This is a genomic window from Streptomyces sp. NPDC001796 (assembly GCF_042892355.1).
Classification (GTDB): Bacteria; Actinomycetota; Actinomycetes; order Streptomycetales; family Streptomycetaceae; genus Streptomyces.
In genome coordinates, this window is sequence record NZ_JBIAUC010000010.1 from 147,668 (window position 1) to 171,559 (window position 23,892).

Genomic DNA, 23,892 nt, shown 5'->3' on the forward strand with positions numbered 1-23,892 from the left:
CCGGTCTCGGGATGACGATGTCCTGATGGAGAGGCGGTCAATGTGACACAGGCCGGTTCCACTCCCACCCATCCACGCGGAGGGCGGGACGCAACGGCGCCCGATTGGCCGCGCACCGCGAAGCGCTGGGAATCCTCATCGTTCAATGGTCATCGCCTCATCAAGGCACCCCGCTTAGACCGATTTGCTGATGTGTGTGCGTGTTTTGGGCGAGAAGTCGCAATTGTTTGTTTTGCCTGGGCCAAGCTCACTCTCGGATTCGGGGACCTGCCCGAAGAGGTTGACACAAGGAGCACACACATGAGTCCTGAGTACAGGACGACATCGCTGCTCGGGCCGCTGGCGCGAGACAGGTTCAAAAAGGCCGGCATGATCGCCTCGCTCGCGATGGTGATGGCCACCGGCGTGGCCGCCCCCGCCGCCCTGGCCTCGCAGAACGCCCACGCGCACAGGACCGTGTCGTCCGGCGGCGACAAGTGCGACGACGACAACCACCGCGCGGTCGGGATCGGGGGCGACCACGACAAGGACAAGGACAAGAACAAGGAGAAGAACAAGTGCCGCGGCGCGACGGGGGCGACGGGGGCCACCGGTGCGACGGGTGCCACCGGTGCGACGGGTGGCACAGGTGGTAAGGGTGGCACGGGTGCCACGGGTGGTACAGGTGCCACCGGTGGTACAGGTGCCACGGGTGGCACGGGTGCCGCGGGTCCGTGCATCGACATCGACGCGGTGCAGGAGACCGGCAACTTCGACCTCCGAGCCGCGCTGACCCCCGACGGACGGACGTTCGCGGGAATTCGTAGCGACACCGGCATGCCGCCTGTGACCGGCGCCTTCGTGTGGACCGACCTCAGCACCCCCAACCACGCGAACTACCCGAAGAACGCGTGCGCCGTGTCCATCAACGAGCACGGCGCGTCCGCATCGGACAACCACCCGGTCCGCATCGATGTCATCACCACTGCCGGGACGGTGTTCGAGACCACGTGTACCGTCGTCCCGTCCGGACCCTCGCTCGACTGCGACGACAACCCCTGGGTCCAGTTGACCACGCCCGCCTAGGCTCAGCTTGGTCAAACGGGCCCCGCCCTGCCTGAGCCGCCCTCCTGTGAGCACCCCGGGGGGCGGCTCCGGCTGTGGCAACTCATGCACCAGAAGCCCCAAAACAATGGCAAAGGCCTCTGCGGAAACATGAGTTCCCCATGTCATCGTGCGTGCCATGAGCACTGAGCACCTCCTTGATGACCGGTCCGACTTCCACGCCCATCCCCGCATACGCCGGACGGCGAACAAGGTCCCGGAAGTCACCGTCTACTTCTGGATCATCAAGGTTCTGACCACCGGAATGGGCGAGACCGCCTCCGACTACCTGGCCCGACTGCTCGGCCCGATCCCCGCGGTCGGCCTCGGTGCCCTCGCCCTGCTCGGGTCACTGGTCCTGCAGTTCGCGGTGCGCCGGTACGTGGCCTGGGTCTACTGGACCGCCATCGTCATGGTCAGTGTGTTCGGCACGATGGCCGCCGACGTCCTGCACGTGGGTCTCGGCGTCCCCTACACCCTCTCGACGCCGCTGTTCCTGGTGGCGCTGGCCGCCGTCTTCGCCCTGTGGTACGCGAGCGAGCGGACCCTGTCCATCCACAGCATCTCCACGCGGCGCCGTGAGACGTTCTACTGGGCTGCCGTGCTGGCCACGTTCGCGCTCGGCACGGCCGCGGGCGACCTGAGCGCCACGATCGGCCTCGGCTACCTGGGGTCCGTCGTCCTGTACGCCGTGGCGATCTGTGTGCCGGCGGTCGCCCACCGCGGGGGTCTGCTCGGCCCGGTGGTCGCGTTCTGGTCCGCGTACGTCATCACCCGCCCGCTCGGTGCGTCGATCGCCGACTGGATGGCCCTGCCTCACAAGCGCGGCGGGCTGGACTGGGGTCTGGGCCCGGTCACCCTGTCGTGGACGGTCGCGATCCTCGGCTTCGTGGCCTACCTGGCGGTCTCGCGACGCGACGTCGGGAGCGAGTCGGCCGCAGTGTGACATGGCACCGCCCCGCCTGCCGCTGGTGCGGTCAGGCGGGGCGACGTCGTGTCGGTGGCAGGTTCAGCCGTCCGCCCCCGCCGGGGTCGTGGTGGTCTTGAAGCCCTCGGTCTTGTTGGCCTGGACGGCGAACTCGTTGGTGAACGTCTTGCTGAGGTCCACCGACCCCTTCACGTTGCCGACCAGTTGCTCCGTGGCCAGGGAGGTCTTCGGACCGCCGGCCGGCATGATGCCGTCCGGGAGGAACTGACCCTTGTCCTGGGTCAGGGCCTGGATGTAGTCGGCCTTGGTGACCAGCTGGTTCTGCACGAACGACGCCGGCAGCTTGTTCGCGATGTCGGCCGCGCTGTGCGTGTTGATCCAGTGCATGGTGGCGACGAGCGCGTCGACGACCTTCTGCACGGTGTCCTTGTGCGAGTTCACCCAGTCGGTGCGGGCGAGCACACTGGCCGCGGGGTAGGCGCCGCCCATCGCCGCCGTGGCGCCCTGCGTGGTGGCCAGGTCGATCGCCGAGGCGCCGACGCCCTTCTTCTCGATCGCGGCGACCGTGGGCTGCGTCGTCATGACGCAGTCGACCTTGCCGTTCTGCAGCGCGGCGATCGCGGTGGAACCGGCGCCGACCCCGATCCGGTGGAACTCGCCGGTCTTGACGCCCTTCTTGGCGGCCAGGAACTGGGTGAGGGTGTCGGTGCCCGAACCCAGGTCGGTGACGCCGAGGGTCTTGCCCTTGAAGTCGGCGGCCGAGGTGACACCCGACTTCGTGGTGCACATCTCCCGTTCGCCCGGCGCGCCGGACAGCTGGACGACGTCCTCGACCGCCTTGCCCTTCGCCTGGAACTCGATCGTGTGGTTGTACCAGGCGCCGGCCATGTCCACCTGGCCCGAGGCCATGGCCTCCTCGGCGCCGACACCGCCGTCCTGCTCGGTGCTCAGCACGACGTCGACGCCGTACTTCTTGTAGAAGCCGAGGTTCTGGGCGAGCTGGTAGGGCAGGTAGATCTGCTTGTCGATGCCGCCGACCATGAGCTTCACCGTGGGCACGCCGCCGGAGCTGCCGACGCTCTGGGAGTTGCCGTGGGAGCCGCTGGAACAGGCGGTGGCCGTGCCGAGCGCGAGGACGGTGAGGAGGGACGCGGTGACGGTGGCGGAGCGTCGTGACATGGCTGGCCACTTTCCTTTTCTCGGGGTGGGACAGGGGAGAGCGGAGGGAGGGGGCGGGGACGGATTCAGAGGGCGTTCGTCGCCTCGGAGGGGGCCGGCGGACGCCAGGACAGCAGCCGGTGCTCGAGCTTGCCGATCAGCCACTCGGCACCGAGCACGATGACCGAGATGACGAGCATGGTCGCGAACACACCGTTGGGGTCGAAGTTGTTCTGCGCGGTCTTGATGACCAGGCCGAGGCCGCTCTGTGCGCCCAGCACCTCGCCGACCAGCGCGCCGACGATGGCGAAGCCGAAGGCGCTGTGCAGGCTGGCGATGATCCAGGTGAGGGCGGAGGGCACGATGACGTGGCGGATGATCTGCATCTGCGATGCGCCGAGCACCTTGGCGTTGGCGAGGATGTTGCGGTCGACCTCGCGGACGCCCTGGAAGGCGTTGAAGAAGACGATGAAGAACACCAGCACCGCGGCGAGCAGGATCTTCGGGGTCACGCCGATGCCGAAGGCCACGATGAAGATCGAACCGAGGACGATCCGCGGGATCGCGTTGACCATCTTGATGTAGGGGCCGAGCACGTCGGAGAGGAAGCGGCTCTGGCCCAGCGCGACACCGAAGATCACTCCGGTGACGGACCCGACGGCGAAGCCGACGAGCGCCTCCTGGATCGTTGTCCAGATGTTGGAGTAGAAGGAGCCGAACTCCGTGCCGTTCTGGAAGAGGTCGACCAGCCGCTTGGCGATGCCGGACGGCTGCCCGAAGAAGAACGGGTCGACGATGCCCCAGGTGGTGAACGCCTGCCAGCCGCCGATGACGACGACCGCGAGGCCGATGCGGCCCGCCCACACCAGCGCGACGCGGCGCCGGACGGCGCGTTTGGCCGCGGTCGCGGCCGTCACCCGGCCGCCGTCGGCGGCCGGAGCGGCGGAAGCGGTGGACGTCGTGGTCATGCCTTACCTCCTGCGGTGCGTGCGTAGGCGCGCTCCACCTCCTCGCGCAGCGTGTCCCAGATCTGGTGCTGCAGTTCGATGAAGCGGGGCTCGAAGCGGATCTCCTGGACGGAGCCGCGCGGGCGCGGCAGGTCGATGTCGAAGACCGCCTTGACCGACCCGGGGCTCGACGTCATGACGACGACGCGGTCGGCGAGTGCCACGGCCTCGTCGAGGTCGTGGGTGATGAAGACGACCGACGGACGGATCTGCTCCCACAGGGCCAGCAGCTCGGTCGACATGATCGCCTTGGTCTGCACGTCGAGGGCGCCGAACGGCTCGTCCATGATCAGGATCTTGGGTTCGTTGATCAGCGCCGCCGCCATCGCCACGCGCTTGCGCATACCGCCGGAGAGCTGGTGCGGGTAGCGGTCCTCGAAGCCCGTGAGGCCCACGCGGCGCAGCCAGTCGCGCGCCGAGGCCTGTGCCTTCTGCTTGGGGACGCCCCGGAAGACGGGGCCCATCAGCACGTTGCCGAGGACGGTCTTCCAGGGCAGAAGCGCATCGGCCTGGAACATGAAGCTGACGCCGTCGGTGATGCCGTCCACCTCGCGGCCGCCGACCTTGACCGATCCCTCGCTCGGCCGGTCCAGGCCGGACACCATGCTCAGCGTGGTCGATTTGCCGCAGCCGGTCGGACCGACCACCGCGCAGAACTGGCCGGGCTCCACGGTGAACGAAACATCTTGCAGCGCGGTGAACACCTCACCGGCGGGGGTCAAGAATCGCTTGGTGAGCCCGGATATCTCAATGCGCGCGTCGTCACGGTCCGTTCCGCCGGCGACCGGGCTCGTCGCGACATCGTTTCGCGAAGCCATCTGGGGCGGTCTCCTTCCTGGCCTCGGGGGTCGAGGAAGTCAGACGCTAGGCGCCACCCCATGTGACGTCGCTGTTTCCGACGTATCTCGCGATCGTTGAATTAACCGGGGTTCTGCTCGTTCAGCTCACGGCCGCCAGGGACTCCGCCCGCCACACGATGTGCACGTTGAACGTGGTTCTGCGCATTCTGCTCAGCGGCCCGGGGGTGGGCAGAATTTCGGCCATCAGGCACAATCGCGCCACGCGGGTCCGGCGCAGGGGCCGGACCCGGCACGACGTACGACAGGGGCAAAGAGGCGCCTGTGACACCCATCCGTACCTGGATCACCCGCGGCGGCAGAGGGAAGCTCTCCGCCCGCATCCTCGCCAACCAGCTGTTCATCCTCGGTCTCACCGGCGTGATCGGCTTCGTGCTGTTCGCGTTCGCACAGCGGGGCGAGCTCGACCGTTCCTACGAGCAGCGGGCGCTGGCCATCGCGCGGACCACGGCCGCCGAGCCGCAGATCCGTCAGGCCATGGCGGACGGAACCGACAACGGCGTGGTGCAGACCGCCGCCGAGCGCATCCGGAAGGCCTCCGGGGCGTCGTACGTCGTCGTGCTCGACCTGCGCGGCATCCGTCACTCGCACCCCATGCCACAGCTCATCGGCGAACCGGTGGACGAGCCGATCGAGGTACTGGACGGCCGTCCGCGCGTCGGCACCGACCAGGGCGCCACCGGGCGGTCCGCCAACGCCAAGGCTGCCCTGTACGAGCCGTCCGGCAAACTGGTCGGCGAGGTCTCGGCGGGGCTCCCCGAGCGGTACGTGCTGGGCGAGCTGTGGCGTGAGCTGCCGACCTTCGGCCTGTACGCGGCGATCGCCACCGCGCTCGGTTCGGCGGCCGCCTATCTGCTGGCGCGGCGGCTGAAGCGGACCACCTTCGGCCTGGAACTGGAGGAGATCGCCGGACTGTTCCAGGACCGCGAGGCGATGCTGCACGGCATCCGGGAGGGCGTGGTCGCCTTCGACCCCGACGGCAGGGTCACCGTGGTGAACGACGAGGCCCGGCGGCTGCTCGGGCTCGGCACCGCGCTCGGCAGCAGGCTCGAGGAGGTGCTGCCGGACGGCAGGCTGCGGCGTGCCCTGGACGGCACCCTGAGCGGCACCGACGTCAGCGTCCTGACCGACGAACACTGCCTCGTCGTCAACCGCATGCCGGTCACGCTGCGCGGCCGCGAACTCGGCGCGGTGGTCACCGTACGCGACCGCACCGAGTTGATCGGACTCCTGCGCGAGCTGGACTCCGTACGGGGGCTCACCGACGCACTGCGGGCCCAGCAGCACGAGTTCACCAACCGGATGCACACCCTGGCCGGGCTGCTGGACATCGGCGACCACGACGCGGCCTACGAGTTCGCCGTCGGGTCGGCCGGCGCCGGGCAGGCGCTGACCGAGTCGGTGCGCAGACGGATCGGGAACACGCTGATGGTCGGGCTGGTCGTGGCGAAGACCACGGTCGCCGCGGAACGCGGGGTGCGGATCGTGCTCGACGACGACTCCGCGCTCGGCCAGGACACGCCGCATCTGCGCCGGCTGCTGACGATCGTGGGCAATCTGCTGGACAACGCGGTCGACGCTGCGGCGGACGGACCGCCCCCGGCGGGCGGCCGCCAGGTGCGGCTCACCCTCACCGAGGCCCCCGACCATGTGACCGTGCGGGTGGCGGACACCGGGCCGGGGGTCCCGCCGGGCGCCGCCGAGGCGATCTTCGAGGACGGCTGGTCGACCCGGCCCGAGCGGGGCACCGCCCGGCGCGGCCTGGGGCTCGCCCTGGTGCACCGCCTGGTGCAGCGGCACGGTGGCACCGTAGCGGTCAGCGAGGGCCCGGGCGCGGTCTTCACCGTCGTCCTGCCGCTGCCGGACACGGCCCCCGCACCGCAGGGCGCACTGTTCACAACGGCGTTGCCGGTGGGAGGCGACCGCTGATGATCCGAACCCTGGTCGTGGACGACGACTTCCGGGTGAGCCACATCCACAGCGAGTACGTGAGCCGGGTCCAGGGCTTCGAGGTGGTCGGCGAGGCGGCGACCGTGGCCGACGCCCTGGAGGCGGTGCGGGCCCTGCATCCGGACCTGCTGCTGCTCGACATCTTCCTGCCGGACGGCAGCGGTCTCGATGTGCTGCGCCGGCTCACCGGCGACGAGGGCGGCTCCCGCCCGGACGCGTTCATGATCACAGCGGACCGTGACATCGAGTCGGTCCGCACCGCGATGAAACTGGGCGCCGTGGGATACCTGGTCAAGCCCTTCGGCTCGCCCGACCTCTGCGGGCGGCTGACCGCCTACCGCGAACTCCAGCACCGGGTGCACGCGCTGGGACCGGCCGCCGAGACCGAGCAGGCCGATGTGGACGCCCTGTTCAGCGCCACCCGGCCGCCGGCCGTGCCGCGGGTGCCGGCCAAGGGGCACTCCGCGCCCACCCTGACCCTCGTCCACCAGGCGCTGCTCTCCGCCCGCGGTCCCGTGTCGGCGGCCGAGGCGGCCGAACTCACCGGGGTCTCCCGGGCGACGGCCCAGCGGTACCTGTCCTACCTCGTCAAGGAGGGCATGGTGCGGCTGGAGCTCCGGTACGGGGCGACGGGGCGACCGGAGCACCGGTACCGCATCGTCACCTGACCGTCCCGTTCCCCGACCGTCGCCTTCCCGTCACCGACCTGATTTCGCCTGTGCGGAAAAGCGGACCGGGCGGGCGGCCGATCACATGTCCTGGGTGTGACTTGCGTCTGACCTGGTGAGACACGCGGCCGATGCCGGGGTGTTGACCGTACGATCGGGCAATGCCTGACACGACCGAAACCACGCCCGGCTGGCTGACTCCCGACGAGCTCGAGCTGGCGCGAGCCCGCATGCCGATCCTGTACGTGGAAGCCGTGCCCGTGCGCGTCGACGACAGCGGTGAAGTCACCAGCATCGGACTGTTGCTGCGGATAGGGCCCGACGGGACCGTCAGCCGCACCCTCGTCTCGGGTCGGGTGCTGCACCACGAACGGGTCCGTGACGCCCTCCTGCGCCATCTGGAGAAGGACCTCGGACCGGTGGCGCTGCCCCGCGTTCCCCCCTCCCTCCAGCCCTTCACCGTCGCCGAGTACTTCCCGACACTCGGGATCACCCCGTTCCACGACCCCCGCCAGCACGCCGTGGCCCTCGCCTACATCGTCCCGGTGGCCGGTGACTGCCGTCCCCGCCAGGACGCGCTGGACCTGGAGTGGTTCAGCCCCCAGGAGGCCGCGTCGGCCGTGGTCCAGAACGAGATGCCGGGCGGCCAGGGCGTCCTGCTCAAGCAGGCCCTGGCGCACATCGGCTGCCTGCCCTGAGCCACTGTCGGACCTGAGCGACGCGACCGCCGGCCAGGTGCCCCGACGGTGCCGGGCCGGTGGTCGCGTCAACGGCGGTGTCGCGTCCGAGAGCCCCGCGTCCGGAGCTCTCAGTGCGCCGCGTCCAGCCGCGCCCTCTGCTCCGCGGTCAGTTCGAGTTCCACCGCCGCCAGGTTCTCCTCCAGCTGCGCCACCGACGAGGCCCCGGTCAGCGGGATCACCGGCAGATCACCGCCGATCTGCCAGGCCAGCACCACCTGGCTGACACTCGCCCCGGTCTCCCGCGCCACCTCCCGCAGCACCGCCAGCCGCGCCGGGGTTCCCGGGTGGTCGAAGTCACGGGGCAACGGGACGTCCTGACGTGCGTAGGCGCCCTTGAGCAGCGGTGAGTACGCGACCAGGGTCAGGCCCGGCTCCGCGCGCAGATAGCTCAGCAGCTCCGCCGTGGTGCCGCCGAGGCTGCCGTCCGGGAAGATCTCCTCGGGGATGTCGGTGCGCGGGCGCAGATAGCTGTGCTGGTACTGCAGCACCTCGTAGCCGGGCAGCCCGGCCGCCGCCGCGAGGGCGCGGGCGCGCTCCACCCGCCAGACGGCGTGGTTGCTCACGCCGAGCAGGCCGACCGTGCCCTCCGCGACCAGTTCGGCGAACCCCTCGACGGTCTCGCGCAGCGGCACCGTGCGGTCCTCGATGTGCGCGTACAGCAGGTCGAGCCGGTCAACACCGAGGCGCTCCCGGCTGCGTTCGGCCGCCTCCCGGATCACCTTCGCCGACAGGCCCTCGGCATTGTCGACATAGCTCGTGCCGGGGGCCGGCGGGCGTGCGCCGAGCTTGGTGGCGATCACGATCTCGTCGCCGATGCCGCGGCTGCGGCGCCAGCGGCCGAGCAGTTCCTCGCTCTGACCGCCCTGGCCGCCGTCGGTCCAGAAGGCGTAGTTGTCGGACGTGTCGATGAAGTTGCCGCCCGCCTCGACATAGCGGTCGAGGACGGCGAAGGAGGTCTTCTCGTCCGTCCGGGAGCCGAACAGCATCGCACCCAGCGCGAGCACGCTCACCCGGCGGCGGGTGTTCGGATCGGTGCCGATCGTCCGGTACTTCATGGTGCTCCTCCCGTCGCGACCCGCTGGTGCGGGCTCGGGCGGGAGTCTTCAGCTTCAAGTGCGCTTCAAGTCAAGGGCCGTGGCGCGCCGGGGAACGGCGGGAAGGCGTGACGTCTGTGCGGCAGCGTCGCCTGCGCGGCGGCCTCCGACGCGCATCTGGCCTCCGCGCAGAGCCATGTGACATAGTACTGACCGTGAGTCAGCGACTGACCTGCGATGTCGTGGTCGTCGGCGCCGGGATGGTGGGCGCCGCCTGTGCGCTGTACGCCGCCCGCGGCGGTATGGACGTCGTCCTCGTCGATCGTGGCCCTGTGGCCGGCGGCACGACCGGCTCCGGCGAGGGCAATCTGCTCGTCTCCGACAAGGAACCGGGGCCCGAACTGGAACTCGCCCTGCACTCCCTGCGCTTGTGGCGGCAGCTGGCCGAGGAGCTGGGACCGGCGATCGAGTACGAACCCAAGGGCGGTGTCGTCGTCGCCTCCTCCCCCGAAGGGCTCACCGCCCTCGCGGACTTCGCGGCCGGGCAGCGGGTCGCCGGGGTCGAGGCGGAGGTCGTCGCCGCCGACCGGCTGCACGACCTTGAGCCGCACCTGGCCCCGGACCTCGCGGGCGGCATGCTGTACCCCCAGGACTGCCAGGTGATGCCGACGCTGGCCGCCGCGCACCTCGTACGCGCGTCCGGTGCGCGCCTGCTGACCGGGCGGGCCGTGACCGAGGTGCTGCGCACGCCGGAGGGAGCCGTACGCGGGGTGCGCACGGCCGGCGGTGACATCCTCGCCCCAGCCGTGGTGAACGCCGCCGGTACTTGGGGCGGGCAGCTCGCCGCGCTGGCGGGAGTGCACCTGCCGGTCCTCCCCCGACGCGGGTTCGTCCTCGTCACCGAGCCGTTGCCACGCCGGGTGCGGCACAAGGTGTACGCCGCCGACTATGTCGCGGACGTGGCCAGCGACTCGGCGGCGCTGCAGACCTCGCCGGTCGTCGAGGGCACGGCCGCGGGTCCCGTCCTGATCGGGGCGAGCCGTGAGCGGGTCGGCTTCGACCGGTCGTTCTCCCTGCCGGCCCTGCGGGCGCTGGCGGGCGGTGCGATCCGGCTGTTCCCGTTCCTGGAGCGGGTGCGGGCGATGCGGACCTATCTCGGCTTCCGGCCGTACCTGCCCGACCATCTGCCCGCCATCGGCCCGGACCCCAGGGCGCCGGGGCTGCTGCACGCCTGCGGTCATGAGGGGGCCGGGATCGGACTCGCCACCGGGACCGGGCAGTTGGTCGCGCGGGTGCTGAGCGGCAGGGCGCCGGAGCTGGACCTCGGACCGTTCCGGCCGGAGCGTTTCGAGCGGGAGGCCGTGTGAATCCCCTGGAGCGGGCCCGGGCCCGGCCGGGCTCCGCCTTCACGGTGACCTTCGACGGCCGTGAGATCGAGGCGCTGCCGGGCCAGACGGTCGCGGCGGTGCTCTGGGCGGCGGGCGTCACCTCCTGGCGCACCACCCGGCGCGAGGGGCGTCCACGCGGCGTCTTCTGCGGGATCGGCGTGTGCTTCGAGTGCCTGGTGAGGGTCAACGACCGGCCGAACCAGCGCGCCTGTCTGGTGCCGGTACGGCCGGGCGATGTGATCCGTACGCAGGAGGGGACGGGGCATGCGGACTGACCTCGCGGTGATCGGCGCGGGCCCGGCGGGGCTCGCCGCGGCGCTCGCGGCCGGGGCGCGCGGCGTACGCGTCACGCTCGTCGACGCGGCCGCCGAGGCGGGCGGCCAGTTCTACCGGCAGCCCGCCGCGGGACTCGGCGCGCTGCGCGCGCGGGCCCTGCACCACCAGTGGCGCACCTGGTTGCGGCTGCGCGAAGGACTCGACCGGCACCTCGCGGCCGGACGCGTCAGCCACCTGGCGGATCACCATGTGTGGTGCGTGGAGAAGGAGTCCGAGGGGTTCACCGTGCACGCCCTGCTCGGGCCCGAGCAGGAGCGGCCGGTCGCCGTGCGGGCCCGCGCCGTGCTTCTGGCGACCGGCGGCTACGAGCGGGTGCTGCCCTTCCCCGGCTGGACGCTGCCCGGGGTCGTCACCGCGGGCGGTGCCCAGGCCATGCTCAAGGGCGGACTGGTGGTGCCGGGCCGCAGGGCGGTCGTTGCCGGGACGGGGCCGCTGCTGCTCCCGGTCGCGACCGGGCTGGCGGCGGCGGGGGTGACGGTCGCCGCGCTCGTGGAGTCGACCGGCCCGAGGGCCTTCGTACGGTGCGCCGGGGCCCTGGCCGCCCAGCCCGGCAAAGCGGTGGAGGCGGCGGCCTACGCGGCCCGGCTGCTGCGGCACGGGGTCCGGATCCTCGCCCGGCACACCGTGGTCGAGGCCCAGGGCACCGACCGGCTGGAGGCGGTGACCGTCGCCGCGCTCGACGGGGGCGGACGGGTCCGGGCGGGCACCGCGCGCCGTGTCCCCTGCGACGCCCTCGCCGTCGGGCACGGCATGCTCCCGCACACCGACCTCGCCGAAACCCTCGGCTGCCGCATCGACGGGACGAACGTCGCCGTCGACGACGAACAGCGCACCGACGTCCCGGGGGTCTGGGCGGCGGGCGAGGCCACCGGGATCGGCGGCGCGGCGCTCGCCCTCGCCGAGGGGCACATCGCCGGGCGGTCCATCGCCGCTCGGCTCGCCGGTGCCGTGCCCGATCCACAGGGGTGGGAGCGCGCCGCGCGGAGCCGGGCGGCGCTGCGCGGATTCGTCTCGGCGCTCGACGACGCGTACGCTCCGCCCGCCCGCTGGGCCGAGCGGGTCACCGACGACACCGTGGTGTGCCGTTGCGAGGAGGTACGTGCCGGGAGCGTACGGGAGGCCGTCGCCCTGGGCGCCGGTGATCTGCGGACGGTGAAGCTGCTGACCCGGGCCGGAATGGGCTGGTGCCAGGGCCGGGTGTGCGGGCCCGGGGTGGCCGGGATCGCCGGGTGCGCGGAGGCGGTGGCCCGGAGGCCGCTCGCGCGGCCGGTGCCGCTGGGGGTGCTGGCCGGGGACCCCGAAGAGGACCGCCGGCAAGAGGACCGCCGGCAAGAGGACCATCAGTAACATGTCACACGTCACTGAGATGGGGTATCGCGTATGACCGTTCCGCAGCACCGCCCCTGGCACGGCGTTCTCGTCGCCACCGCCCTTCCGCTCACCGACGGACTCGCCGTCGACCACGCCAGGTTCGCCGACCACTGCGCCTGGCTGGTGGAGAGCGGCTGCGACGGTGTCGTGCCGAACGGTTCGCTCGGCGAGTACCAGGTGCTCACCCCCGAGGAGCGCGCCCGGGTCGTGGAGACCGCCGTGTCCGCGATCGGCGGGGCCAGGGTGATGCCCGGTGTCTCCGCGTACGGATCGGCGGAGGCCCGCCGCTGGGCCGAGCGGGCACGCGACGCGGGCTGCGCCTCGGTGATGCTGCTGCCGCCGAACGCCTACCGCGCCGACGAGCGGTCCGTGCTCGCCCACTACGAGGAGGTGGCGAAGGCCGGGCTGCCGGTGGTGGCGTACAACAACCCCGTCGACACCAAGGTCGACCTCGTCCCCGAACTGCTCGCGAAGCTGCACGGCGAGGGGTTCGTCCACGCGGTCAAGGAGTTCTCGGGCGACCCCCGCCGCGCCTACCGCCTCGCCGAACTCGCCCCCGAGCTGGAGCTGTTGATCGGTGCCGACGACGTCCTGCTGGAGCTCGCGGTCGCCGGCGCCAGGGGGTGGGTGGCCGGCTACCCCAACGCCCTCCCCCGTGCCTCGGTGCAGTTGTACCGTGCTGCGGTCGCGGGCGACCTCGACACCGCGGTGCCGTTGTACCGGCGGTTGCACCCGCTGCTGCGCTGGGATTCCCGCGTCGAGTTCGTGCAGGCGATCAAGCTGTCGATGGACGTCGTCGGCCGGTACGGCGGTCCCGTACGCCCGCCGCGCATGCCGCTGCCGCCCGAGCAGCAGGCCGCCGTGCGCGCCGCCACGGAGAAGGCCGTCGCGGCAGGGCTCGCGTAGAAGGGAAGCCGGTCATGCGCAGCAAACTCGTCCTGCACGCCGTCGACTCCCACACCGAGGGCATGCCGACCCGGGTTATCACCGGCGGTATCGGCACCATCCCCGGCGCGACCATGAACGAGCGACGCCTGTGGTTCCGTGAACACCGTGACGACGTCAAGCAGTTGCTGATGAACGAGCCACGCGGGCACGCGGCGATGAGCGGCGCGATCCTCCAGCCGCCCACCCGTCCCGACTGTGACTGGGGCGTCGTCTACATCGAGGTCTCCGGCTATCTGCCGATGTGCGGGCACGGCACGATCGGGGTGGCGACCGTCCTCGTCGAGACGGGCATGGTGGAGGTCGTCGAGCCGGTGACCACCATCCGCCTCGACACTCCGGCGGGTCTCGTCGTCGCGGAGGTCGCGGTCCAGGGCGGCGCCGCGAAGGCGGTCACCCTCAGAAACGTTCCCTCCTTCTGCGTGGGCCTCGACCGCAAGGCCACCCTGCCCGACGGGCGCACGGTGACCTACGACCTCGCGTACGGGGGCAACTTCTACGCGATCCTGCCGCTCGCGGAGTTCGGGCTGCCGTTCGACCGCGCCCGAAAGGACGACATCCTCGCAGCCGGACTCACGCTGATGGAGGCGATCAACGCCGAGGAGGAGCCCGTCCACCCCGAGGACCCGACGATCCGTGGCTGTCACCACGTCCACCTGTACGCGCCGGGGGCCACCGCCCGGCTGTCCCGGCACGCGATGGTCATCCACCCGGGCTGGTTCGACCGCTCCCCGTGCGGTACGGGGACCAGCGCGCGCATGGCTCAGCTGCACGCGCGCCGCGAACTTCCCCTGCACACCGAGTTCGTGAACGAGTCCTTCATCGGGACGCGGTTCACCGGGCGCCTGCTCGGGACCACGGAGGTCGCCGGACGCCCCGCGGTGCTGCCCAGCTTCACCGGGCGGGCGTGGGTGACCGGCACGGCGCAGTACCTTCTGGACCCGGAGGACCCGTTCCCGGCGGGGTTCGTGCTGTAGCCACCTGCCGCAGCGGCCCGGTACGGGAACGCCGGGGCACTGGGACACTGGTGCCGCGTGACATTGCACCCTTCTAGGAGACAGAAACACCATGGTCGCCCCGCGCCCCAGCTCGCCCTCCCCCGCTCCCGCCCTGCCCACGCTCGGCGGCAAGAAGAGCAGTTACCGCGAGCGGGTCGCCGACGCCCTGCGGGCCGCGCTGATCGCGGGCGAGCTGCGCCCCGGCGAGGTGTACTCGGCGCCGACGCTCGCGGCCCGCTTCGGCGTCTCGGCGACCCCGGTGCGCGAGGCGATGCTCGACCTGGTCAAGGAGGGCCTGGTCGACACCGTCCCCAACAAGGGCTTCCGCGTCACGGAGGTCTCCGAGAAGCAGCTCGACGAGTACACCCACATCCGCTCCCTCATCGAGATCCCCACCACCGTGGCGCTGGCCCGGACGGCCGACCGGGTCTCGCTGGAGGCCCTGCGCCCGGCCGCCCGGGAGATCGTCACCGCGGCGGCGGCCGGGGACCTCATCGCCTACGTCGAGGCCGACACCCGCTTCCATCTCGGCCTGCTGGCCCTCGCCGGCAACGCGCACCTCGTCGAGGTGGTCGGTGACCTGCGCAAGCGGTCGCGTCTGTACGGGCTGACCGCGCTCGTCGAGGCCGGCCGGCTGCTCGCCTCCGCCCAGGAGCACCTCGAACTCCTCGATGCCCTGCTCGAACGGGACGAGGACGCCGTACGGGCGGTGATGACCCGTCACATCGGACATGTCCGCGGCCTGTGGGCGGCCCACGGCCGAGACCAGGACCGAGCGCGCGACTGACCACGCCCGCGCGGCCCCGGTCCGGGTCGGCGGCATCGGCGGCATCGGCGGCTCACCGTGGCAGACACAGAACGGTGGCCGCCCATGTCCCGCGGCAGCGGCGTGTGGTAACCGCATCCCACATCAGCGGCGTGTCGTCGATGACCACGGCGATCCTGCTCCTCGTCCCGGCCGCGAGCGTCCCCGGAAGCGTCACGCTGCCCTTCTGGTCCTGGTCGAAGGAGACCGGGCCGAGGTCGGTGACCCTCCCGCCCGGCGCGAACACGTAGACATGGCCCGTGGTGTTCGCGTGCAGGGCCTTGCCCGCGGGGTCCGACGCCGCCGCGTCCAGCGACACGGTGGCCTCCACCCCGATCCGGTTCGTCGAGATGAGACTCTTCGACCGCTCGGCCTCCGTCAGGTCCGCGGCGAAAGACTTCGCGCAACATCACGGCGACCCGGCCTCGACGCAGGGCGCCGTCCGCCCTCCCGTGCAGGCGCGACACACCTGGCGGCAGCGCGGCCGACCCGCTCCGCGACCGCCGTTGTGCGCAATCCTGGGCCCGGGTACACCGCCCACAGGACCAGTGGTGCGCAGGCGCCGGGCCGCGACTCTCCGAGGAGGACGCATGACCACCCTTGCCGACCCCGTCCCCGGCGGGCGCCCGGGTGACGTCGAGCGGGCCAACGCGCTGGTGGTGGAGCTGTCGGCGCGGGGTGTGCACGGTGTCGTCCTGGCGTACGTGGACACCGCGGGCATCGGCCGGGTGAAGACCGTCCCTACGGCCCGGCTCGCGCGTGCGACCGCCTGGGGGGTGGGAATGTCCCCGGTGTTCGACACCTTCTTGGCGAACGACTCCATCGTCTCCACCGACGTGCTGGGCTCACCGGACGGTGATCTTCGTCTGTATCCCGACCTGGACCACCTGGTGGTGCTGTCCGGACAGCCGGGCTGGGCCTGGGCCCCGGTCGACCGGATCACCCAGGAGGGGGAACGGCACCCGGCGTGCAGCCGCAGCTTTCTGCGCCGTGTCGTCACGGACGCGGCCCGGGACCACGGCATCACCTTCAAGGCGGCCATCGAGGTCGAATGGGCGGTCGGGCAGGGAGCCGCACCAGGGGACGCGTTCGACCCCGCCACGTCCGGCCCTGCCTACGGTGCCGCCCGGCAGGTCGAACTGAGCGACTACGCGGCCGAGTTGCTGGCGGCGCTCGCGGCGCAGGGCGTGGACGTCGACCAGATCCACCCCGAGTACGCGCCCGGGCAGTTCGAGATCTCGGTCGGCGCGCTCGACCCCGTGGCCGCCGCCGACCGGAGCGTGCTGGTACGGCAGACCATCCGGGCGGTGTCCCGGCGTCATGGGCTCAAGGTCTCCTTCTCACCGGCGGTCTCGGCGGAAGGCGTCGGCAACGGCGGGCACGTCCATCTCTCCGCCTGGCGTGACGGAGCGAATCTGCACGCACATGGCGAACGCCGCTACGGCATGACCGCCGAGGCGGAGTCGTTCGCCGCGGGCCTGCTCGCCCACCTGCCGGCCCTCACGGCGGTGACCGCCCCGAGCCCGGCGAGCTATTTGCGCCTCAAGCCCTCGCAGTGGGCCGGCGTCTTCACCGTATGGGGTCGCGAGACCCGCGAATCCGCGGTGCGCGTCATCACCGGTACGGCGGGGACGCGCAGCCGGGCGGCGAACCTGGAGGTGAAACCGGTCGATCTGGCCGCCAACCCGTATCTGGCGCTCGGATGCCTCATCGCCGCCGGCCTCGACGGGCTGCGGTCGTCCTCGCCTCTGCCCGGGGAGATCACCGGAGATCCCGCACGGTTCACCGCCGAGGAGGCGGTGGCCCGGGGCGTGCGCCGGCTGCCGACGTCACTCGAGGAGTCCGTCGGGAACTTCCGCGAGGACGAACTGCTTCGCACCGCGTTGGGGCCGGTCCTGGCGGACGCCGTGATCGCCGTACGCCTCGGGGAGATCGCCGCGGTGGCCGGGCTCGACGACGAGCTCGTGGCAGCGGCGTACCGGTGGAGGTACTGAGAAGTACTGAGGCTGAGAAGTACTGAGACTGAGAAGTACTGCGAACCACCGGGAACGGAACCACTGCGAAGTACCGAGCAGAGGCGCCACAGCGGATGCCCGCCGACCACCCCAGGAGGCCGCCCAGCCGTGAGCAGCTCACCCGCACCCGCCACCGGGCCGGTCCACGAGGCCGTCGCCGGTCTGCCCCTCGTCGATCACCACTGCCATGGCGTCCTCACCGCCGATCCGAGTCCGCAGACGTTCCACTCCTTGATGACCGAAGGCGACGTTTGGCCCGGCAGCGGCATCACCCCCTTCGACAGTCCCGTCGGCGTGGCCGTCCGCCGCCACTGTGCTCCTCTGCTGGACCTGCCGCGGCACGCTCCCGCCAAGGAGTACCTGGCGCGTCGGGCCGAGTTGGGCTGGCGCGAGGTGAACCGCAGGTTCGTCGCCGCTGCGGGGACGGACGTGTTCTGCGTCGACACCGGCTACACGCCGCACCGCCTCACGACACCCGCGGAGCTCGCCGGCGCCGCGGGTCGTCCGGGGGCGACCGCGTACGAAGTCGTGCGCCTGGAGGCCGTCGCGGAGGCCGTGGCAGCAGAGGGAGTGGAGCCGGACGAGTACGCCTCGGCGTTCGTCGCCGCCACGCAGGACGCCGTGGACGAGCGGCGCGCGGTGGCCGTGAAGTCCGTCGCCGCCTATCGCACCGGATTCGACCTGGATCCCGGCCGGCCTTCGGACGCGGACGTCACCGAGGCGGCACGGCGCTGGCTGGCCCCGGCAGGAACCGGCAGCAGGGCTGACGGAGCCGGGAAGGAAACCGGCACCCCTCCCCGCCTGAACGACCCCGTCCTCGTACGGCATCTCCTCTGGACGGCGGTGGACCTGGGGCTGCCCCTTCAACTGCACACCGGGTTCGGGGACAACGACATCAGGATGCACCGGGTCGACCCCACCCATCTGACCGACTGGCTGCACCGCACCTCCGGCACGATCGCCGTGCTGCTCCTGCACTGCTGGCCCTACCAACGTCAAGCCGCCTATCTGGCCACGGTGTTCGAGCAGGTGTACTTCGACGTCGGGCTCACCCTGCACCACGTCGGCCCCGTCCGCGCCCGGACGATCCTCGAGGAGGCCCTCGAGATCACCCCGTTCCGCAAACTCCTCTACAGCTCCGACGCCTACGGGATCCCCGAGTTCTACCACCTCGGCGCGCTGGCCTTCCGGCGGGGCCTTACGGAGTTGCTCCAGGACCGGGTGGACGCCGACGAACTGAGCCTGCCCGACGCGCGGCGGATCGCCGCGTGGACGGGCCGCGACAACGCCTGCCGCGTGTACGGGCTGCCCCGGTGAGATTCACCGCTGCTGGGTCAGGTGCCGCAATCCGTTCTCGAGCAGCGCGAACGCGTGTTCGGCGTCAGCCACCGCCCCCGCATAGCGCTCGTCGGCCGGCTCCCCGTACGCCAGGCGTTCGGCGTTGTCCTGTGCCAGCGCCCAGTGGACCGAGACGATCTGGACGGCAGCCAGCCGCGCGGTGAGTTCCGGAGTCCCCGCCGTTTCCCGCAATGCCTCGGCGAGTGCGCGTTCGGCGCCGGTCTTGAACCGCTCCAAACGAGGGGGAGCGACGATGTTGACGGAGCGCACGACCGAGGTCGTCATAGCGGGCGCCGGCCCGACCGGACTGATGCTGGCGTACGAACTGGCTCTGGCCGGGGTCGAGACCCTGGTGCTGGAGAAGCTGCACCAGCGCATCCAGCAGGTGAAGGGCGGCGCGATCCAGCCCCGTACCGCCGAGCTGCTTCAGTCGCGTGGGCTGCTGGAGCCGCTGCTGCGGCGGGCCACACCGCGTGAGCCGGTGGGCGGGCACTTCGCGGCCCTGCCCGTGCCCCTGGACTGCACGCCCTGGCAGACCAGGCACCCTTTCCCCATCGCGATCCCCCAGTGGTAGATCGAAGAAGTGCTCGAGGAACGGGCGATCGCCGGCAAGCATCCGCTCACCGGACAGCGCACACCGGACGCCGACCTGGTCACCGAGGCCGGCCCCACCCGGCTGTCGGCGCTGTTCGGCTCGGGGCACGCCGTCCTGCTCGATCTGGCCGGAGCCGTCCCGGCCGACCTCGCGCTCCCGCCACGGGTCGACCTCGTCCGTGCCACCTGCACCGACGACCTGTGCGCCGCCGTCCTGCTCATCCGCCCCGACGGCTACGTGTGCTGGGCCGCGGACAGCTCCGCAGCCGGCGACGATTCGCTGCTCACCACCACCGCCGGCCACCTTGCGAAGGTGCAGTGAGCCGGGTGCCCACCACGGCCGGACCGCGCCCGCCCCTTACGCGGAGCGCACCCGATCACGCGGAGCACGCCCGAACCGGAGTATGCCGACAGCGCACGGCGAGGGCCGCGATGTCGTCGTCGAGCCTCCCGCCGCTGTAGTGGAGCAGGTCTTGATGGAGCCGGTCCAGCAGCTCCCGGGGCGGCGTCGGGCCTTGCTGCCGCATCCACTCCGGCAGCGGGAAGAACGTGCCGGTGCGATCCCGGGTCTCCGTGACACCGTCGGTGTAGAGCAGCATCTGGTCGCCCGAGGCGAAGGCGATGGTGTCGACGTAGTAGTGGTGCCCGAGGAGCGTCGCGAGGTTGAGGGGTGGCGAGGGGAGGCTGGGTTCGAGGATCTGGACCTCTCCCTGTCGCACCAGAACCGGCGGCGGGTGCCCGCAGTTGAGGATTCTGGCGTGCCCGCCGTCGTGACGGATCTCGGCGATGAGAGCGGTGGCGAAGTGCTCCGGACGGTCCTGGGCGGATGTCCCGGCGCTGTAGCGGGCCAGACTGATCTCCAGGCGATGGATGATGCCCATCAGGTCGGGCTGGTCGTACGCGGTCTCCCGGAAGCAGTTGATCACCGCAGAGGCCGCCCCCACCGCCGACAGCCCCTTGCCCCGCACGTCGCCGATGAGCAGCCGGACCCCGTACGGCGTGTCGACCGCCTCGTAGAAGTCACCTCCGATCCGGGCCTGCTCCTGGGCAGCCAGATACAGCGACTCGATTTCGACGTGCTGGATGCGGCGCGGCAGCGGGCGCAGCAGCACCTTCTGGGCCGCGTCGGCGACGAGCCGGACCTGGAAGAGCGCCTCTTCCCGCTGGAGTCTGAGGTGGCTCGCGTACGCGGCCGCCAACGTGACCGCGACGATCGCGGCGGCCGTGTACGGCGTCCCCAGATCGGAGTAGACGAAGCTGAGCCCGATCATCACCAGCAGGCAGCACGCCCCCAGCAGGACCGTGGGGAGCACGGACCACATCGCGGCGGCGAGAGCGGGCGCCGCGGGCAGGAGACGGCTGAAGGCGATCTGCCTGGGAGTCGCGAACGCCAGACTGGTGACGAGGACGGTGAGGACGACCGGTGACAGCAGTACGGTGTCCCGCCGGCCACCGTACGGAGGGCGGCGGCGCCGGAGCCGTCCTGACCTGATCACAAATTGCATCCTATCGGGGTGAAGCGGACATCGAGCCGCGTTGGGTGCGCGGCCGATCAGCCGCATGGAATCCCGCGCCGCGGCCCGCGGCGCCCCTCCGGTGAACGGCGCGTCCGCCGTCGTCCGGCGCTCCGCCCGGCTTCGGGAGACTCCCCGCCGCCCGCCGGGCATCCACGCGATCGGCGTGTCGTCACGGTGGCGCACTGCAAGCCGGGGCAGCGACCAACCCGGCACAGAAGGCGGCCGCGCCGACGCTCGGGCTTGATTCCTTCGCGTACCGCTGCCAGGCTCCCAACCCGGGCCGGATGTGGATCTCGGTGACCGTGTGGCTTCTGCCCCCGGTTCCCTCGATCGCCTCAGGCCCCGGAGGAACAGGACCCGACAGCGACTCAGCGAGTGACCGTGACGACCGACAGCGACGAGTGGACTCCGCGTTCCGCGGGCCGGATGCGGACGACTTCCTCGCCGGGGCTGACGGTCGTCGGGCAGTTCCGGCCGCGCGCGGCCGTATGGACGGCCGTGGCAGGCATCGCTCTGTTCGCGCTGGTCGGCGCGAGCGCGCCGAACCACAACACACTCAGGGTGCCGACCACCTGGCTTCGGTTGCCCGCCATGCCCGGCGCCGCCTCCGCGGCGGTCACCTACGCGGCCATCGTGCTGTCGTGTCTCGGGACGCTCAGCCTCCTCCGCGCGCACGGACAGGGCTGGAGACCACACCCGCGGATCCTGTTCGGCGCCGGCACACTCGCCGTGCTCGTCGTCGCCAACCTCACCCCGGTCGGCTCCTCCGACATGGCCAGTTACGCCGCGTACGGCCGTATCGCCGCGCTCGGCGCCGATCCGTACGTGACGACCCCCGCCCAGTTGGGCGGCGCCTACGCCCATCTGGTGAGCGAGGGGTGGCAGTACACCCCGTCCGTGTACGGGCCGGTCGCCACCTGGTGGCAGGCCGCTGGGGCGTTCGTCGGCGGTGACCGGCCGTGGCTGACGATATGGGCGCTGATGCTCGCCAACGCAGCCGCGTTCCTGGGCACCGGCTACCTGCTGATCCGCACGGCCGACGATCCGGTCCGGGCCGGACTGCTGTGGATCGCCAACCCGCTCCTGATCGGCGTGCTGGTGGCTGGCGGGCACCTGGACACCATCATCGCGTGCCTGACCGTCTGCGCGATCCACTTCGTCCGCAGGGCCACCCGATGGCACCACGACCTGATCGTCGGGGGGCTGGTCGGCCTGGCCTGCGGTGTCAAGATAAGTGCCGCTCTGCTCGGCGTCGGACTGGCCTGGCCGTTGCTGCGTGCGGGCGCCTGGCGTCAGACCGCCCGGCTGACGTTCGCGGCCACGCTGACGCTCGCCGCCCTCTACAGCGCGTACGGTGTGCACGCCCTCGCCCCGCTCTCCGACGCCTCCCAACTGGTCTCCACACCGTCGTTGTGGGCCGTGTTCGAGAAGTTCGGCGCCTGGTTCCTGGGCCCTCGTGGGGCCGCGACCGCCACCGGCGTCCTGTGGCCCGTGGTGATGCTCGCGCTGGCCTGGGTACTGCACCGCCGCGTCCCGGCGGGCGTTCCCGCCGTCGTCGCCGTACCGTTCGCGCTCACCTTCGCCTGGGTGCTCGCGGCACCGTGGACGATGCCTTGGTACACGGCTGTCGCCTGGGCGTCGGCGGCCTTGTTCCGCCAAGGCCGCCTCACCCGGTACCTCGTCGTGACCACCGCGCTCCTGACCCTGTCCCACAACAGCGGCGGTCACGGCTGGACCCTGTGAGCCAGTGGGATGTCGCGGACGCCCGCCGACACGGGAGTTCGCCTCAGGGTTGCCGCGTCGACCGTCAGCCGCCGTCCCCTCCCGGTCTTGCCGGGAAGGGACGGGAGGGAGTGAACGTGACGGGCAGGCGCTCGGGGCCGCGCAGGCCGCCGGGCCTCCATCGCAGCTCGTCCGGCGGGACGGCCAGGGCGAGACCGGGGAGGCGGCGCAGGGCGGTTCCGATGGCGACCTGGCCCTCCAACCGGGCCAGCGGCGCGCCCAGGCAGTAGTGGATGCCGTGCCCGAACGCCAGGTGGGCGTTGTCGCGACGGGTGATGTCCAGACGATCGGGGTCGGGGAACCGTGCCGGATCGCGGTCGGCGAGGGCTGAGGCCACCAGCACGGTGGCGCCGCGCGGGATCCTCACGCCCGCGATCTCGACGTCCTCCCGCGCGAAACGGGCGATGCCGGGGTTGACCGGTCCGTCGTAGCGCAGGAACTCCTCGATCGCGTCCGGCAGCAGCGCCGGATCGTCCCGCAGCAGCTGAAGCTGGTCGGGATGGGCGAGCAGTGCGGCGATGCCGCCGCCGATGAGGTTGACCGTGGTGATGTAACCGGCCACCAGGAGCAGGAACGCCATGGCGATCAGTTCTTCCTCGTCCAGCCGCTGCTCCTCGTCACGCGCGGTGATCAGAGCGCTGAGCAGGTCGTCCTCGGCGTTGGCGCGCTTGGCCTCCAGAAGCTTGGTCAGGTACGCGCGCATCTGCTGCCAGGCACCGTCGACCACGGCAGGATCCGGCGGCTCGGGTCCCCGGAGGATCATGTCGTCGGTCCACCGCTGGAAGTCGTACCGGTGCGTCGTGGGCACCCCCAGCAGTTCGCTGATCACGGTGACCGGAAGGGGCAGCGCGAAGTCCGCGACCAGGTCCGCGTGGCCTTGCTGCACGATCGCGTCGAGCAGCCCGTCCGTGATGGCCTGGACGCGGGGCCGCAGCTCGGCCACCCGGCGCGCGGTGAACGCCTTCGAGACCAGCCGGCGCAGGCGGGTGTGGTCGGGCGGGTCCGCCCGGAGCATGGTGCGCAGCATGGACTCGCGCTCCGTCGCGGGCAGCTGTTGCAGCAGACGCGGGTCCGACGCGTCGTGGACGTCGCTGCTCAGCCGCGGATCGGAGAGCGCGGCGAGGCCGTCCTCGTAGCGTGTGACCAGCCAGGCCTCCAGGCCGCCGGCGATGACCGCGCGCCGCACCGGGCCCTCCTCGCGCAGCTGCCGGTAGAACGGGAACGGGTTTGCCACGAAGGCCGGGTCGGCATAGGGAAGGAGGATCGGCTGCTCGCTCATCGTGGTCTCCCGAAGTGCGTCGAAGTGCTTCACAGAACGTCTGGGTTGGCCACGGGCTGTGTGGCGGATTCAGCAAATTTTGAAGATATATGTCCAAGT

At 71.4% G+C, this 23,892-nt stretch carries 23 protein-coding genes and 1 pseudogene; 16 read left to right on the plus strand and 8 right to left on the minus strand.

The window, feature by feature from the left end:
• Positions 1-300 precede the first annotated feature (300 nt).
• Positions 301-1,065: a hypothetical protein gene (locus ACFYZE_RS21730; RefSeq protein WP_388996393.1), complete on the plus strand. Its 765-nt coding sequence runs from the start codon at positions 301-303 to the stop codon at positions 1,063-1,065.
• 157 nt (positions 1,066-1,222) lie between these two features.
• Positions 1,223-2,029 (plus strand): hypothetical protein, encoded by an 807-nt coding sequence (locus ACFYZE_RS21735; protein WP_388996396.1) that lies wholly within the window; start codon positions 1,223-1,225, stop codon positions 2,027-2,029.
• A 63-nt stretch (positions 2,030-2,092) separates the two neighbouring features.
• Here ACFYZE_RS21735 and ACFYZE_RS21740 read toward each other — a convergent pair whose 3' ends face one another.
• The 3 genes from ACFYZE_RS21740 to ACFYZE_RS21750 all read right to left on the minus strand — a co-directional run bounded on the left by ACFYZE_RS21740 (position 2,093) and on the right by ACFYZE_RS21750 (position 4,994).
• Positions 2,093-3,190, minus strand: a complete 1,098-nt coding sequence (locus tag ACFYZE_RS21740; RefSeq protein ID WP_388996399.1) for an ABC transporter substrate-binding protein — start codon at positions 3,188-3,190, stop codon at positions 2,093-2,095.
• Positions 3,191-3,255: 65 nt separating this feature from the next.
• The gene (locus tag ACFYZE_RS21745) at positions 3,256-4,137 is read right to left on the minus strand and encodes an ABC transporter permease (protein ID WP_388996402.1); all 882 of its coding nucleotides are present in this window, start codon (positions 4,135-4,137) and stop codon (positions 3,256-3,258) included.
• Complete coding sequence (locus tag ACFYZE_RS21750; protein WP_388996405.1) at positions 4,134-4,994, minus strand: ABC transporter ATP-binding protein; 861 nt, start codon at positions 4,992-4,994, stop codon at positions 4,134-4,136. Before ACFYZE_RS21750 ends, ACFYZE_RS21745 begins: the two co-directional genes overlap by 4 nt.
• A gap of 303 nt (positions 4,995-5,297) precedes the next feature.
• Here ACFYZE_RS21750 and ACFYZE_RS21755 point away from each other — a divergent pair, with 303 nt between their 5' ends.
• The 3 genes from ACFYZE_RS21755 to ACFYZE_RS21765 all read left to right on the plus strand — a co-directional run bounded on the left by ACFYZE_RS21755 (position 5,298) and on the right by ACFYZE_RS21765 (position 8,349).
• Positions 5,298-6,962, plus strand: a complete 1,665-nt coding sequence (locus ACFYZE_RS21755) for an ATP-binding protein (RefSeq protein ID WP_388996408.1) — start codon at positions 5,298-5,300, stop codon at positions 6,960-6,962.
• On the plus strand, positions 6,962-7,651 hold the full coding sequence (locus tag ACFYZE_RS21760; RefSeq protein WP_388996411.1) for a response regulator: 690 nt from the start codon (positions 6,962-6,964) through the stop codon (positions 7,649-7,651). Before ACFYZE_RS21755 ends, ACFYZE_RS21760 begins: the two co-directional genes overlap by 1 nt.
• Positions 7,652-7,812: 161 nt before the next feature.
• Positions 7,813-8,349 (plus strand): NUDIX hydrolase family protein, encoded by a 537-nt coding sequence (locus ACFYZE_RS21765; RefSeq protein ID WP_200422004.1) that lies wholly within the window; start codon positions 7,813-7,815, stop codon positions 8,347-8,349.
• A gap of 110 nt (positions 8,350-8,459) precedes the next feature.
• Here the strand turns inward: ACFYZE_RS21765 and ACFYZE_RS21770 are convergent, their stop codons facing one another.
• Entirely contained in the window at positions 8,460-9,446 is a 987-nt protein-coding gene (locus tag ACFYZE_RS21770) for an aldo/keto reductase (RefSeq protein WP_388996414.1), read from the minus strand.
• Positions 9,447-9,640: 194 nt separating this feature from the next.
• Here ACFYZE_RS21770 and ACFYZE_RS21775 point away from each other — a divergent pair, with 194 nt between their 5' ends.
• From ACFYZE_RS21775 to ACFYZE_RS21800, 6 genes are all read left to right on the plus strand, one after another.
• Positions 9,641-10,792, plus strand: coding sequence for an NAD(P)/FAD-dependent oxidoreductase (locus ACFYZE_RS21775; protein ID WP_388996417.1), 1,152 nt, complete (start codon positions 9,641-9,643; stop codon positions 10,790-10,792).
• The gene (locus tag ACFYZE_RS21780) at positions 10,789-11,088 is read left to right on the plus strand and encodes a (2Fe-2S)-binding protein (protein ID WP_388996420.1); all 300 of its coding nucleotides are present in this window, start codon (positions 10,789-10,791) and stop codon (positions 11,086-11,088) included. The genes ACFYZE_RS21775 and ACFYZE_RS21780 overlap by 4 nt, the downstream gene beginning before the upstream one ends.
• Complete coding sequence (locus ACFYZE_RS21785) at positions 11,078-12,496, plus strand: FAD-dependent oxidoreductase (protein ID WP_388996423.1); 1,419 nt, start codon at positions 11,078-11,080, stop codon at positions 12,494-12,496. Before ACFYZE_RS21780 ends, ACFYZE_RS21785 begins: the two co-directional genes overlap by 11 nt.
• A 33-nt stretch (positions 12,497-12,529) precedes the next feature.
• A complete protein-coding gene (locus tag ACFYZE_RS21790; RefSeq protein ID WP_388996426.1) occupies positions 12,530-13,426 on the plus strand; it encodes a dihydrodipicolinate synthase family protein in 897 nt (298 codons plus the stop codon).
• A 14-nt stretch (positions 13,427-13,440) separates the two neighbouring features.
• Positions 13,441-14,442 carry a proline racemase family protein gene (locus tag ACFYZE_RS21795; protein WP_388996429.1) on the plus strand — a complete coding sequence of 334 codons (1,002 nt, stop codon included), beginning with the start codon at positions 13,441-13,443 and terminating at the stop codon, positions 14,440-14,442.
• A gap of 91 nt (positions 14,443-14,533) precedes the next feature.
• Entirely contained in the window at positions 14,534-15,250 is a 717-nt protein-coding gene (locus tag ACFYZE_RS21800) for a GntR family transcriptional regulator (RefSeq protein ID WP_388996432.1), read from the plus strand.
• Positions 15,251-15,302: 52 nt separating this feature from the next.
• Here ACFYZE_RS21800 and ACFYZE_RS21805 read toward each other — a convergent pair whose 3' ends face one another.
• Positions 15,303-15,587: a hypothetical protein gene (locus ACFYZE_RS21805; RefSeq protein WP_388996435.1), complete on the minus strand. Its 285-nt coding sequence runs from the start codon at positions 15,585-15,587 to the stop codon at positions 15,303-15,305.
• 271 nt (positions 15,588-15,858) lie between these two features.
• Between ACFYZE_RS21805 and ACFYZE_RS21810 the strand changes: the two genes are divergently transcribed.
• Positions 15,859-17,262, plus strand: a complete 1,404-nt coding sequence (locus tag ACFYZE_RS21810) for a glutamine synthetase (protein ID WP_388996438.1) — start codon at positions 15,859-15,861, stop codon at positions 17,260-17,262.
• 129 nt (positions 17,263-17,391) lie between these two features.
• Positions 17,392-18,600, plus strand: coding sequence for an amidohydrolase family protein (locus ACFYZE_RS21815; protein WP_388996441.1), 1,209 nt, complete (start codon positions 17,392-17,394; stop codon positions 18,598-18,600).
• A gap of 3 nt (positions 18,601-18,603) precedes the next feature.
• On the opposite strand, the pseudogene ACFYZE_RS21820 reads toward ACFYZE_RS21815, so the two are convergent.
• Positions 18,604-18,861 (minus strand): annotated as a pseudogene (locus ACFYZE_RS21820) (TetR family transcriptional regulator); the annotation flags it as partial.
• Positions 18,862-18,874: 13 nt separating this feature from the next.
• Between ACFYZE_RS21820 and ACFYZE_RS21825 the strand changes: the two are divergent.
• Positions 18,875-19,195 (plus strand): FAD-dependent monooxygenase, encoded by a 321-nt coding sequence (locus tag ACFYZE_RS21825; RefSeq protein ID WP_388996444.1) that lies wholly within the window; start codon positions 18,875-18,877, stop codon positions 19,193-19,195.
• Positions 19,196-19,204: 9 nt separating this feature from the next.
• Positions 19,205-19,537 (plus strand): hypothetical protein, encoded by a 333-nt coding sequence (locus ACFYZE_RS21830; protein ID WP_388996447.1) that lies wholly within the window; start codon positions 19,205-19,207, stop codon positions 19,535-19,537.
• Between the two features lie 55 nt (positions 19,538-19,592).
• Here the strand turns inward: ACFYZE_RS21830 and ACFYZE_RS21835 are convergent, their stop codons facing one another.
• Positions 19,593-20,711, minus strand: coding sequence for a PP2C family protein-serine/threonine phosphatase (locus tag ACFYZE_RS21835; RefSeq protein WP_388996449.1), 1,119 nt, complete (start codon positions 20,709-20,711; stop codon positions 19,593-19,595).
• 402 nt (positions 20,712-21,113) lie between these two features.
• Here ACFYZE_RS21835 and ACFYZE_RS21840 point away from each other — a divergent pair, with 402 nt between their 5' ends.
• Positions 21,114-22,475, plus strand: coding sequence for a hypothetical protein (locus tag ACFYZE_RS21840; protein WP_388996452.1), 1,362 nt, complete (start codon positions 21,114-21,116; stop codon positions 22,473-22,475).
• 64 nt (positions 22,476-22,539) lie between these two features.
• On the opposite strand, the gene ACFYZE_RS21845 is transcribed toward ACFYZE_RS21840, so the two are convergent.
• Positions 22,540-23,793, minus strand: coding sequence for a cytochrome P450 (locus tag ACFYZE_RS21845; protein ID WP_388996454.1), 1,254 nt, complete (start codon positions 23,791-23,793; stop codon positions 22,540-22,542).
• Positions 23,794-23,892 lie beyond the last annotated feature (99 nt).